The organism is Bradyrhizobium sp. USDA 3315 (genome assembly GCF_054056795.1).
In genome coordinates, this window is sequence record NZ_JBSRYP010000001.1 from 7,324,786 (window position 1) to 7,337,906 (window position 13,121).

At 63.8% G+C, this 13,121-nt stretch carries 10 protein-coding genes; 6 read left to right on the forward strand and 4 right to left on the reverse strand.

Features of this window, described 5'->3' with window-relative positions:
* Positions 1–2 precede the first annotated feature (2 nt).
* The 4 genes from ACVIYL_RS34455 (at position 3) to ACVIYL_RS34470 (ending at position 4,082) form a co-directional block, all read left to right on the forward strand.
* The gene (locus ACVIYL_RS34455; protein WP_092086421.1) at positions 3–497 is read left to right on the forward strand and encodes a YciE/YciF ferroxidase family protein; all 495 of its coding nucleotides are present in this window, start codon (positions 3–5) and stop codon (positions 495–497) included.
* Between the two features lie 279 nt (positions 498–776).
* The gene (locus tag ACVIYL_RS34460) at positions 777–1,298 is read left to right on the forward strand and encodes an OsmC family protein (RefSeq protein WP_456780646.1); all 522 of its coding nucleotides are present in this window, start codon (positions 777–779) and stop codon (positions 1,296–1,298) included.
* A 335-nt stretch (positions 1,299–1,633) separates the two neighbouring features.
* Complete coding sequence (gene chrA, locus ACVIYL_RS34465) at positions 1,634–2,857, forward strand: chromate efflux transporter (protein ID WP_456780647.1); 1,224 nt, start codon at positions 1,634–1,636, stop codon at positions 2,855–2,857.
* Between the two features lie 70 nt (positions 2,858–2,927).
* A complete protein-coding gene (locus tag ACVIYL_RS34470) occupies positions 2,928–4,082 on the forward strand; it encodes an acyltransferase family protein (RefSeq protein WP_456780648.1) in 1,155 nt (384 codons plus the stop codon).
* A gap of 151 nt (positions 4,083–4,233) precedes the next feature.
* On the opposite strand, the gene ACVIYL_RS34475 is transcribed toward ACVIYL_RS34470, so the two are convergent.
* Both ACVIYL_RS34475 and ACVIYL_RS34480 read right to left on the reverse strand, forming a co-directional pair.
* Positions 4,234–7,701 carry an ATP-binding protein gene (locus ACVIYL_RS34475; RefSeq protein ID WP_456780649.1) on the reverse strand — a complete coding sequence of 1,156 codons (3,468 nt, stop codon included), beginning with the start codon at positions 7,699–7,701 and terminating at the stop codon, positions 4,234–4,236.
* A gap of 632 nt (positions 7,702–8,333) precedes the next feature.
* On the reverse strand, positions 8,334–8,804 hold the full coding sequence (locus ACVIYL_RS34480; protein ID WP_456780650.1) for a hypothetical protein: 471 nt from the start codon (positions 8,802–8,804) through the stop codon (positions 8,334–8,336).
* A 761-nt stretch (positions 8,805–9,565) separates the two neighbouring features.
* Here ACVIYL_RS34480 and rnd point away from each other — a divergent pair.
* Together rnd and ACVIYL_RS34490 are read left to right on the forward strand one after the other, a co-directional pair.
* Positions 9,566–10,714 (forward strand): ribonuclease D, encoded by a 1,149-nt coding sequence (rnd, locus tag ACVIYL_RS34485; protein ID WP_456780651.1) that lies wholly within the window; start codon positions 9,566–9,568, stop codon positions 10,712–10,714.
* 360 nt (positions 10,715–11,074) lie between these two features.
* Entirely contained in the window at positions 11,075–11,278 is a 204-nt protein-coding gene (locus tag ACVIYL_RS34490; RefSeq protein ID WP_016847412.1) for a cold-shock protein, read from the forward strand.
* A 77-nt stretch (positions 11,279–11,355) separates the two neighbouring features.
* Here ACVIYL_RS34490 and purN read toward each other — a convergent pair whose 3' ends face one another.
* Both purN and purM read right to left on the reverse strand, forming a co-directional pair.
* Entirely contained in the window at positions 11,356–12,006 is a 651-nt protein-coding gene (gene purN / locus ACVIYL_RS34495; protein ID WP_456780652.1) for a phosphoribosylglycinamide formyltransferase, read from the reverse strand.
* On the reverse strand, positions 12,003–13,076 hold the full coding sequence (gene purM / locus ACVIYL_RS34500) for a phosphoribosylformylglycinamidine cyclo-ligase (protein WP_456780653.1): 1,074 nt from the start codon (positions 13,074–13,076) through the stop codon (positions 12,003–12,005). Before purM ends, purN begins: the two co-directional genes overlap by 4 nt.
* Positions 13,077–13,121: the final 45 nt, after the last annotated feature.

Here is a 13,121-nt window from a genome sequence, read left to right on the forward strand (position 1 = left end):
CGATGAGGATCACCAGCTTCAAGGACATGTATGTCGCCGAGCTTCAGGAACTCGCAAGCGTCGAGGATCAGCTCGCCGTGGCGCTAGCGCGGATGGCGGAGATCGCCTCGCATCCGTCGCTCAAGGATGCGTTCAGCCGCCATCACCGCGAGACCATCGTGCAGGGCGAGCGGTTGAAGTCGCTGCTGCGGATGCACGGGGCCGATCCGCTTGAGCACACCGACCAGGCCATGCAGGCGCTGATCCACGAGACCGCCAAGATGGTTTCGCTGCTGCCCGACGACAATCTGCGCGATGCCGGCCTCGTCGCGTCGGCGCAGAAGCTCGAGCATTACGAGATCGCCGCCTATGGCAGCGCGGCCGCCCTCGCCGGTCAGCTCAATCTGCGCGACGACCAGCGGCTGCTGCACGACAGTCTCGACGAAGAGCGACACGTCGACACGCTGCTGACGGCGCTCGCCAAGGGCGAGATCAACCAGGACGCCCTCGCCGCGTGACACGGCAGGATGGGTAGCCCGTAGGATGGGTAGAGCGCAGCGAAACCCATCAGCTCATCTCGCGAGCGGCACCACTATGGGTTTCGCGGAGTTCTATCATCGGGCCGCGCCTTGCGCGGCCCCGTTGGCTCTACTCATCCTACGCATCTACGCGCGCGGGAAAAATGCTGCTGCAAATTTCGCGCTTCGCGGGGCTGGTGTCGTTTTTATCTCGCGACTATTGCCCTGCATGAGCCATTCGATCAGCCTCTCATGATCGATGCCGTGGGGAAGACGAACATGAGCTTCAGGTTCAAGCAGGTTTTCGCAGACACCCAACAGGAGCTCGGCGCCGATCCGGCGCAGGCGCAGGCCGTGTTCCAGGCGACTTCGCAACTCGGCGACGGCATCAACAGCAGCGTCACGGTCCGGCAATTCAACGTCAGCGTCGACGAGCCGCCGGCGCTGGGCGGCAAGGACACCGCACCGAACCCTGTCGAGTACATTCTCGCCGCGCTCGGCTCATGCCAGGAGATCACCTATCGGCTCTATGCCGACGCGATCGGCATTCCTCTCAACGGCGTCTCCGTCAAGCTGTCGGGCGCCATAGATCTGCGTGGCTTCTTCAGCGTCGATCCAAACGTGCGAGCCGGTTTCCGGCAGATCGAGGCCGAGGTCGCCATCGACAGCCCGGCCTCCGCGGCCGACATCGCCCGGCTGAAGGAAACCGTCGACCGTCATTGCCCCGTGCTGGACATCCTGCGCAACCCGACGCCGGTGGATCTGAAGCTGCGCACCGGACCGCTCAGCGTAGCCGCCTAGCTTCGCGATGTGAGCGTTAACTCACTCTCCACCATGCGCCGAGGCCGGCAGCGGTAACCATAAGGCTTAACAGCGCGTCAACGCTCCCCCAACAAGTCTAACTGTTTCTGATGGGGGAGAATGGCCCGTGGACGCATTTGCATTCGAATTTATGGGATTGGCGATGATCGCGCTCTGTCTCGTCGTGCTGGCGATGCCCGCCGCGCGCCGGCCGTCGAAGAACATCCGCTACGAGTGAGAGCCGCGAGAAATAACGCGCTCAAACGTCATCGAATGGCGATATACTCGCGCTGACAAGTCCTGACCTGGACACAAGTTGCGGGAATTGACGACGCTTGAACAACACCGACGTCCCGCAGCCCGGCACACCGCCCGCCACCGCGAGCTCGACGCATTCGCCGCTGGAGGTGCTGCTCATCTTCTTCAAGCTCGGCGTCAGCTGCTTCGGCGGCCCGATCGCCCATATCGGCTATTTCCGCGACGAGTTCGTCACCCGCAGGCGCTGGCTTGACGAACAGGCCTATGCGGATCTGGTCGCGCTCTGCCAATTCCTGCCGGGCCCTGCGAGCAGCCAGGTCGGCTTTTCGCTCGGCCTGATGCGCGCCGGGTACCTGGGGGCGCTGGCCGCCTGGACCGGATTCACGCTGCCCTCGGCGATCGCGCTCGTGCTGTTTGCCTTCGGCGCCAGCGGATTGAGCGGCCCTGCGGGTAGCGGCCTGGTGCATGGCCTCAAGCTGGTTGCGGTGGCGATCGTCGCCCAGGCCGTCTGGGGCATGGCGCGCTCGCTTTGCCCCGATCGCGAACGCGCCTCGATCGCGACGGTCGCAGCACTCGTCATCCTCGCCAGTTCGTCGTCGATCGCGCAGATCGGCGCGATCATTCTCGGCGCTGTCGCCGGGCTTTGGTTCTGCCAGGCGCAACAGGCCAACGGGGTCACCCATATCGCGATGCCGGTATCGCGCCGCGTTGGCGTCGCAGCGCTGATCCTGTTCGTCGCGCTGTTGGTCGGACTGCCGCTGCTGTCGCGGACATGGCCCGGCCTCGGCCTGTTCGAGGCCTTCTACCGCTCGGGCGCGCTGGTGTTCGGCGGCGGCCACGTCGTGTTGCCGCTGCTGCGCGAAGCCGTGGTGACGCCGGGCTGGATCGGCGACGATGCGTTCCTGACGGGCTACGGCGCCGCGCAGGCGGTGCCGGGTCCGCTGTTCACCTTTGCCGCCTATCTCGGCGCCGTGATCGGCGGCCTTCCGGGCGCGATCGTCGGCCTCGTCGGCATCTTCCTGCCGGGACTTCTCGTGCTGCTCGCGGCGCTGCCGTTCTGGGATAGCTTTCGCAAACGGCCGGCGGCGCAGGCCATGATGCGCGGCGTCAACGCCGCCGTCGTCGGCCTTCTGGGGGCCGCGCTCTACAATCCGGTGTGGACCAGCAGCGTCCACCGTCCGCTCGATTTCGGCATCGCGCTGGCCGGCTTCGTCCTGCTCACGGCATGGCGCGCGCCGCCGCTCGTGGTGGTCGTGCTCAGCGCGGCTGGCGGCATCGCCACGGGGCTCCTGCAATCGTGAACGACCGCGCGGTCGTTTCGCCGGGTGGATTAAGAACGCCTTCATGCCTCGCCGCCACGATAGCGGATATATGCCGAGCGCTTCTAAACAACCGGATCCGACCCGGGTTCCCGTGCTGGACCTGCTGCGGCTTGCCGCGGTCGGGGCCGTGATCCTGTATCACTACGGCTTCTGGGGCGTGGCATCGAACGGCGTGCAAAAGGTGGCAATGCCGTACCTCGCCCCGGTCGCGCAATACGGCTTCCTCGGCGTCCCCGTGTTCTTCGCGATCTCCGGCTTCGTCATCGCCTATTCCGCCGAAGGCCGCACGCCGGTCGGTTTCGCGATCGCCCGCTTCAGCCGGATCTATCCGACCTTCGTCATCTGCATGACGCTGACCTTCCTCGCGACGCTGCTGTTGGGCCACGCGTACTTCCACGTGACGTGGGGGCAATGGCTGACAAACCTGTTCATCGCGGCCCCGATGCTCGGTCAGCCCTACATGGACGACGCCTACTGGTCGCTGGTGATCGAGGTCGTGTTCTACGTCTGGATCGCGCTGTTCCTGACCTGGGGCATCTTTCCGCGGCGCATCGACACGATCATCGTGGCGTGGATCGCAATCACCTTCGCCAACGAGCTGACCCTCGACGTTCCGCTGTTCGAGAAGCTGTTCATGGCCGACGACAGCGGCTTCTTCGCCGTCGGGCTCCTGATCTATGAGCATTACCGCGGACGGCGCGACACCAGGCTCTACAGCCTGCTGACGCTGGCGATCGGCACGGCGACGTTCCAGGCCGTGCACAAGCTGGAGCGGCTCGGCGTCCACACCCATGGCAGCTTCGATCCCCGCGTCGTGACGGTGATCTGCATCGTATCGCTCGGCATCGTGTTCGCCGCCACTCGCATCAAGTCGGTAGCCCTGCCTGCAGGCCTCGTCAGGGCCGTCGGCGGCATCACCTATCCGCTCTATCTGCTGCATCTGCAGCTCGGCTACGTCATCCTGCTCCTGATCACGCCAACGCCGGACGCGCTGTCGACCGCGCTGGTCGTGACGGGCATGGTGGTGCTGGCATGGCTCGTCTGGCGCTTCCTCGAAGGCCCCGCGCATTATCTCGTCAGGGACAGGCTGACGACGCTGGCCTCGCGGCACGGATGGCCGTCACGCATTCGCGCGAACGAAGCCCGGATCGAACGGGACGACGTTGCCTCGCCAATCGAGGCCAGCAGCATCGCCAACCGCTGATCAATCCGGCGCAAACCGCCGGAACAGCATCCACCCAACGTTGCCGCCCTAGCGAACCTTGGGCCGAAGCGAACACCATCATTCATCTGCGATGCGTGGTGACGACGATCAGGCGTAAGGGGGCGGATGGCGCCGGGGGGCCTCGCTATCCTCAGACCCGCCCGCTCCATTCATGATCTCCGGGCATTTCCATTGCCAGTTCATTCGCAAGCTCGAGCGCTTCCTTGACGTCAGGCGCAAGCAGACCTTCCGTGAATGTTCGGACAACGGGTAGCAGCAGCTCGGCTGCTCGCGCCTGTTTGCCGGAATGTCGCCATAAGCGCGCCAGGCTGACAGCTGACCGTAATTCAAAGGACCGCGCGCTTTGCCTGCGCGCCAGCTCGATCGAGGCGAGGAACATTCGCTCGGCGGATTCAACGGACGATGATCTCGAATCATTGAGCGTCATCTCACCTTGCAGACGATAGATCTCAGCTTCGTAAAAATGCTCTCCCGTTCTTCTCCCGATCGCCAGTGCGCTGTCGAGTTCGTGCAAGGCAGCATCCGGCAAGCCGGCACTTGCATAAGCCTTCGCGAGCAGGCTTCTGAACCAGCAACTGGCTAGCCGGGCGCTCATGCCCTCATAGCCGTCGATAGCCATTCGCATCTGGTTCAATCCCTCATCGACATTCCCGAGCTCGGTCATCGCCCATCCTCGCAGGATGGTCGTCTGATGCTTCCAATGCAGGAAGCCGTGTTCCGATGAGAGAGCCAGTGCCCTGTTGGTGTAGTCGTGGGTCCCTTCGACATCGCGGAGATGCTGGCAAACGTAAGCGCCGAATGTCAGCGCAAATGACAGCGTGAAGGGGTGGCGAAGGTCTTCCGCTTCCGAAATAGCCTGCTGGCTATATCGGCGCGCCGCGTCAGGACGGCCCAGAAACCACGACACGTACCCGAGATACGAGAGCGAGACGATGCCAGGATGGATGCCATGCGTTGCCGTCAGGGCGCCGTGTAGATCAGGACTGTACAGATTCCTGAAGCGATGAAGGTGATGTTCGGCGGCGACAAACCGCCCGCGGTACAGCATGGTCATCGCGATCGCCCGATGCGCCTCGATCAGATATCCCGTCTGTTGCGTCGCGGACGAACTTTGGTTCGATGCCTCGCGCCTTGCGAACTGCAGGAGCTCCGCGCTCAGCTCATGCGCCCGTGCGAGATCGCCGCGGATGAAGTGGCACACCCAAAGTCCGCGCGTCGCCGCAAAGACCTTCGCCATGTTGCCAAGATTCCGGCCGAGTTCGAGCGCGCGAACATAGTTCTCCTCGACTTCCTGCACGGCGTATCCCTTTGCCGCGATCAGGGCGGTACCCAGGGCGATGCGAAGCTCAAGCTCGGACTCGTTTCGGCCCTGCATGCCGGGTGAGGCTTGCAGAACCCCGAGCCCACGACGCAAATGACCGATCGCCTCCAGAGTCGCACCCTTCATCGCGGCCTGCTTTCCGGCCTTGAGCCAGAAACCCGCAGCCGGCTCGCTTTGTCCAGACTCGGTCAGGTGGTAGGCGAGAAGCTCCGGTTCGCGCTCGATCTTTTCCGGATATTTTTCGGCCAGCACGCGTCCGATCTTGGCGTGCAGCGTCCGTCTTTCCCTGTGCAACAAGCTTTCATGCGCCGCATTCTGGATCATCACGTGCTTGAACGAGTACAGCGCCTCCGGCAGAAAGCCGAAGCGGACGATCAATCCGGCTGCCTCCAGATGGTTCAGGGCGGCTTCGATCTGGTCCGCCGGCGCTTCGGCAACCTCGCGAAGGATCTCATAAGAAAACTCGCGGCCGATGGTGGCGCCGATCTGCGCGATTTTCTTGAACGATCCCATCCGGTCGAGGCGGGCCATCAGGGAATCGTTCAATGTCGCGGGAATAGCGAGCTGACGCCACGGACCGGACAAGACGTAACGTCCATGTTGCTCAGTCAAGACGTCGGATTCGAGAACGGCCTTGGTCAGCTCTTCAAGGAAGAGCGGCACGCCATCGGTTTTGACGATGATGTCCTCAATCACCTCTCGGGGAAGCTCCTTTTCTCCAGCCACACGTTCGACCAATATCGTGCGGACCTGTCGGCCGAGACGCTTGAGGTTCGCACTGATGGTGTGCGCGTGATCCTTCCAGCCCGGCTGAAACTCCGGACGACAGGTGATCACGACAAGGATCGACGTGGTGCGAACGTTCTCCACCAGCAGATCGAGCACGGCCCGCGAGGTGGGATCGATCCAATGTGCGTCCTCAAAATCGATCAGGAGCGTCTGCTCGCGCGCTTGCGCGAGCAGATGGTTGACGAGCGTGGCGATCGTCGCATCCTTCAGCTGTTGCGGCGAGAGATCCAGGGCCGCGTAGCGGTCCCCGGTGGGAATTGAAAGCAACGCCGCAAGGATCGGCACCACTGTCGCCGCCTCGCCGTTCGAGGCGGCGACACCGGCTTCAAGCTTTGTCAGCCAAAGCGCAGACGCGTTCTCGCCGTCAAGGCCGAGCGCGAATTTGAGATGCTCGATGAAGGGGTGAAAAGCGGTGCTGCTGTAATAGGGAGAGCACTGGAACGAAACTTGTCCGTGCTGATCACCCGCGATCCGCTCCCGCAATTCCTGAACGATCCTGGACTTTCCGATTCCCGGCTCGCCCGTCAGCAGCACGACCTGCCCCTCATCGGCTTTCGCTTGCTGCCAACGCGTGAGCAGCAACGCCACCTCTTCGGTGCGGTTGACCAGCGGCGTCAATCTGGAGCCCATGGCCGCGGCAAATCGCGTCTCGGCGCGGCAGGGCCGAACCACGAGCCAGGCCTGGGCCTTCGCGGATATCCCCTTCAGCGCGTGAAATCCGAAGTCCTGGTAGTCGAACTTTCCTCTCAGCAGGGATTGCGTCGAAGACGCAATGACGACGCCGTCCGGAGGCGCCAAGGCCTGCAGACGGGCAGCCAGATTTGGCGTCTCGCCGACTGCGGAATCGTGCTCCTCAGTGTCCTGTCCAACCAGGTCTCCGACGACAACAAGGCCGGTCGCAATCCCGATGCGCACACTGGGCCCATGACTTGCAACGTCGCGGGCGTCACTCGCTCTCGCCGACGACAGGCTCCGTACAATTTCGAGCGCCGCACGCACCGACCGCTCGGCGTCATCCTCATGGGCATTCGGATAGCCAAAATAGACCAGAATGCCGTCCCCGAGGTAGCGGGCCGCGAAGCCTTCGTACCGCTTGACCACGCTGACGCACTTTTCCCTGAAGCTCGCGATCATGTCGCGGACGTCTTCGGGATCGAACTGTTCGGACAGCGAGGTCGAACCAACCATGTCGCAGAACATCACGGTCAGCTGGCGCCGCTCGGCGCTCACCGCTGCGCCTTCCGCGACGCTCCTGCCGCCGGCGGGACCGTTTGCCGAACGGGTCAGGGAAGCAACCGCGCGCTGCAAGCGCTTGCGGTCTCCCAGCGGAAGTCCAAGTTCGACCAGATCCTGCTCGGTCAAATCGGGCAGGATGTCCAAACCGATGCGATGCAGGACAAAGAGGTCGCTGTACTGGCCGAGATCAACGGTTTCGAGCCAGTGCTTGAGAGCAGCCTCCATATCGGCGCTTGGCTGTTTCTCCGGCATTGTGATCCGTCCGACTGCGGGCCATTGGCGACAATGGGCCTCGTTCGACGATGCCAAGGGACCTGTTTACCCCAGACTGGACGCGTTCACAAAGTGCGAAAACAAGGAGCAGACCGATCGAAGACGCACTCTGCCCTCGGTCGCTCAGATATTCGAGATAGCGCACGCGCCGGTATTTTGGCCCTTCGCCGACTGCGATGGCGCTGTAGGCGAAACCAGAGTCGCCCCCTCGGGCGCCACCATCCGACCTCCGGCATGCTCGGCACTCGGCGCGACAAAGGCGCCCGGCGAACGATGGCGTGACGTACGAATTTGCGCGCGGAGCCATTCGATTTTGCGCGCTATGGCGGGCAGCCCCTGCCACTGAGTTGCCCGTCCTGGGTTATCCAGTCGTTGGCAACGCTGCTCAGCGCCGTGACCAGCGATTGCTCGCCAATCCGGCACAGAACACCGCATCAGCGCTGTTGGGGATGGTCTGCGCGAATCATCGGTCGACATCCGGCGAGGTTTGGGTCGTCGGCTCATCGCGATAGCGAAGCCGGCCATAGGCCCTCCGCATCACCATCGTCGTCTTCTCGACGGTTTGACGAGGGTACAGGGTTGCAGCCAGTTTGAGACAGAGATCGTCGAGATCATCCGCGCGCGTCGTCCGAGATAGCCGGCACGACGCTGCGGCACTGCGCGCGACCCAGCACGTAGATGACGGGATTTCTCGTTCGCCAGCACAAGCAGAATTCAGCCGGCGCCGCCGGGTGACCGAACTCCGCCGTCATAGCGGTATCGAACATCCGCTTGAAAGAGCCGCGACCACGATGCGTGTCTCTGACGGCGGTACCCGAGAGATAGATCACCGACGTGCCGGCAAGGGCGAGGCGCTGAATGATGAGGTAAGCCACGCATTCACCGCCGTGATGGAGCAGGACAATGCCGTGGTCGGGCTTGAACGGAGAGTGTTCGTGGGACCAGAACTTTTCCTCCGTCAGCCAATTCGTGTCGATGATGCTGTTGATGCTCTCGAGCACTGCATCGCGGCGTTGTTCTGGGACTTCAGAGGCGATTTGAAACAGCTCGCTGGTGACAGCCCCGGGCTGCGTCGCGATCACGATAGCGGCTCCTCGTTGGTCATCGACTTCAGGTTGCTTTGGCAGAGTACGGCACCCATGATCGGCCAGGCAAGCCGGCCCCCGAGAAAGCTCAGCATTCCGGTTGACCCAAATCGCCATCCCGACGGCGCAGGCTCCCGCAGCGGCGCGCCCCCACTACGACTGTCATCGTCCGCGAAAGCGGGCGATCCAGTACGCCGCGGCCTCTCGGTTCGAGCACAACTGTCTCTGGAATACTGGGCGGATTCAACCGGTCGAGCCGGGCGATCAAAGCTGCAAGTGGGGACGCAATGACGGCGCGGTGCGCCTCGTCACCATGACGGGTCGGTTGCAGAAGTCCGCAAATGTCACAGCCCCAAGCGTGGCGACGCATGACTTCGGAATAATGGAAAAATATCGCTGATTTGCCCGACGTGTCAAGTTGCCGTGTCGAACTTGCCGTGTCGAACACCGCTAGCTGTCGGCTCCTTTGCATGGGGTTGTTTTCGATATTTTGGTCGTGCGTCCCGGCGCCAGCGGGCTATCGCCTGTGGCGCTCAGCCCCCGTTCGTCATGCCCGGTCAAGCCGGGCGGTGACACCGAAGATGGCGGACGACCGACGAACTGCCGGCACGACCGGGCCGAAAACACCCTCGAATCACGCCCAATCAATTCAAAAACGGCCCGTCCCTCACCCCGCGCAGGGCCAAAATCCCTGCAAGACCCTTGACATAGCTGCCCTTTCGGCAGAACGCGTGTGGTCAAGCCGTTATGGACACTTCATGGATTTGATTAGCACGACCTCCGACCTCGCCGCCGCCTGCGACCGGCTCGCCAAACACAAGGTCATCACTGTCGACACCGAGTTCCTGCGGGAGACGACCTACTATCCGCTGCTCTGCGTCGTGCAGATGGCGAGCGCGGAAGAAGCGGTCGTGGTCGACGCGCTGGCACCCGGCATCGACCTCAAGCCGTTCTTCGACTTGATGTCGAACGAGGCCGTGCTCAAGGTTTTCCACGCCGCGCGGCAGGACATCGAAATCGTCTGGCACCTCTCCGGCACGATCCCGCATCCGATCTTCGACACCCAGGTCGCCGCCATGGTGCTCGGCTATGGCGACAGCATCGCCTATGACCAGCTCGTCGACCGCGTGACCGGCCACCGCCCCGACAAGACCCATCGCTTCACCGACTGGTCGCGCCGGCCGCTGACCGACGAGCAGCTCCACTACGCCGTCTCCGACGTGACCCATCTGCGCGAAGTGTTCGCAGCCCTCGATGCCGATCTGAAGAAGCGCGACCGTAGTGACTGGGTCAGCGAGGAGATGGAGGTCCTGACCTCGCCGAAGACCTACGACTTCCATCCCGAGCGCGCCTGGGAGCGGCTCAAGACCCGCGTCCGCAAGCCGCGCGAGCTCGCGGTGCTGATCGAGGTCGCGGCCTGGCGCGAGCAGGAGGCGCAGAGCCGCGACGTGCCGCGTTCACGCGTGCTCAAGGACGATGCGGTCGGCGATATCGCCACCCATGCGCCGACCTCGCTGGAGAAGCTCGGCAATCTGCGCTCGCTGCCGAAGGGCTTTGAGCGCTCGAAATGGGGCGCCGACATCATTGCTGCCGTGCAGCGCGGGCTCGCCCGCGACCAGGCCACGCTGCCCAAGCTGGAAAAGCCGAGAAACAATTCCAACGGTGCGGCGACCGTCGAACTATTGAAGGTGCTGCTGCGCATGACCTCGGAGCGGCACGGCGTCGCCAGCAAGGTGATCGCCACCGTCGACGACCTCGAGCAGATCGCTGCCAGCGATCAGGCCGAGGTCGGCGCCCTGCACGGCTGGCGCCGCGAACTGTTCGGCGAGGCCGCGCTCAAGCTCAAGCACGGCCAGCTCGCGCTCGCGATCGACAAGGGCCGCGTGGTGCGGGTGGACCGGGGTTAGCGCGCGCCGTTCGCCTGGTGCGCCCCAGGTTCCACCGGCAGTCGGCCAGTGGCCGAACAGGTTGCGCCGAAGCTTGACCGGCACAGGCTGAGGTTGCGTCACGCAAAACCACCGCGCTTGCTAAGGCGCAATTTTCGTGTTGCAATCCCCTCACAATCGGATTGCGGCCGTTCGACTGTGCGTTTCGCGACGTTGATATCCAAGGCTTCGATGTACAGGGCTTCGATAGGCGAAACTTCGGACTTGAAGACTTTGGATCTGACGACCCGGGAAGTGAACAGACAGCGCAAAGTCCGCTTGTGGCGTGGCACGTGGAAAACGTGGCCGCGTCTTTTTTATGTCTAAACTGGGAGAGAGACGATGCCGAAGGGTACCGTCAAATGGTTCAACCCGACCAAAGGTTACGGGTTCATCAAGCCAGCCGTCGGCGACAAGGACGTGTTCGTCCATATCTCGGCGGTCGAGCGCGCGGGCCTCAGCACATTGAACGAGAACCAGTCCGTCGAGTACGAGCTGGTGGAGAACCGCGGCAAGGCGTCGGCAGAGAACCTCAAGGTTCACTGAACGCCGCTGCCAGCGGAATTCATCCTGATGCCTCCCCCGGCCGCATCACCCCGGGGGATGTCTCCTGCAACCGCGCGCTAGGGCGCCGGCGCGATCAGCGTATGGTCGGTTGCGCCGCTGCCCAGGGTCTTGCAGAGATCGCCTTCGAGCTTGAGCCGGCCGCTTGCCAGCAGCCGCAGCGCCTCCGGATAGATGCGATGCTCGATGGTGATCACGCGCGCGGCGAGCGTCTCGGCGGTGTCGTCGTCAGCGACCGTGACCGCGCCCTGCATCACGATCGGTCCGGCGTCGGTCTCCGGGATCACGAAATGCACCGTCGCTCCGGACAGCTTGACCCCTGCACGCAACGCCTGGCCGTGCGGATCGAGACCCGGAAAGCAAGGCAGCAGCGAGGGATGGATGTTGAGCATCCGCCCGTACCAGTGCCGCGCGAACTCGGCGGTGAACAGCCGCATGAAGCCGCCGAGGCAGATCAACTCGACCTGCCTGTCATCGAGCGTGCGCTGCAGCACGGCCTCGAAGCCGGCGCGGTCCTTGCCGAACGGCTTGCTCTCGATGACGATGGTCGCAATGCCGCTGGCGGCCGCCTTCTCGAGCCCGGCGGCATCGGCGCGGTTCGAGATCACGGCCACGATCTCGGCTGGGAAATCCGCAGCCTTCGCAGCCTCGATCAGCGCGGCCATGTTGGAGCCGCGGCCGGAGATCAGGATGGCGACGCGGCGCTTCATCGCGAGAGATCGAGATGACCGTTATAGATCACGCGATGCTCGCCTTTGGCCTCGATCACCTCGCCGAGCAACGTCACGGTCTCGCCGCCGGCGGTGAACGCCTCGGTCACGGCGTCGACCGCATCAGCCTTGACGATCGCGATCATGCCGATGCCGCAGTTGAAGGTGCGCAGCAGTTCGAGTTCGGCGATGCCGCCCTGCTCGGCCAGCCATTTGAACACCGGGAGCACCGGCAGCCGCGCCAGATCGATGCCGACGCCGAGATGCTTCGGCAGCACGCGCGGAATGTTGTCGGTGAAGCCGCCGCCGGTGATGTGGGCGAGCCCCTTCACCGCGCCGGTGTCGCGGATCGCGCGCAGGCAGGATTTCACATAGAGCCTGGTCGGCGTCAGCAGCGCTGCGCCAAGCGTCATGACCGGCGCGAACGGCGCCGGCGCGTCATAGGCGACGCCGGACTGCTCGACGATCTTGCGCACCAGCGAATAGCCGTTGGAGTGCACGCCGGAGGAAGCCAGCCCGATCACGGCATCGCCCGCCGCGATATTCGCGGTCGGCAGCAGCGTGCCGCGCTCGGCCGCGCCGACCGCAAAGCCGCCGAGGTCGTAATCGCCATCCTTGTAGAGGCCGGGCATCTCGGCGGTTTCGCCGCCGATCAGCGCGCAGCCGGATTCGCGGCAGCCCTCGGCGATACCAGCGACGATCTGCGCGGTGGCCTCCGGGTGCAGCTTGCCGCAGGCGAAATAGTCGAGGAAGAACAGCGGTTCCGCGCCCTGCACGACGAGGTCGTTGACCGACATCGCGACCAGATCGATGCCGATACCGCCATGAATGCCGGTCTCGATCGCGATCTTCAGCTTGGTGCCGACGCCATCGGTCGCGGCCACCAGGACCGGATCCTTGAAGCCGGCGGCCTTGAGGTCGAACAGCCCGCCGAAACCGCCGATCTCGGCGTCCGCGCCAGGCCGCGCGGTGGCCCGCACCATCGGCTTGATCAAATCGACCAGTCGATTGCCGGCGTCGATATCGACACCCGAATCCGCGTAAGTGAGCCCGTTTTTGCGCTCGGTCATGCCCAATTCCAGATGATCAGGGGCTGGTTACGAGGAATTCCGCCC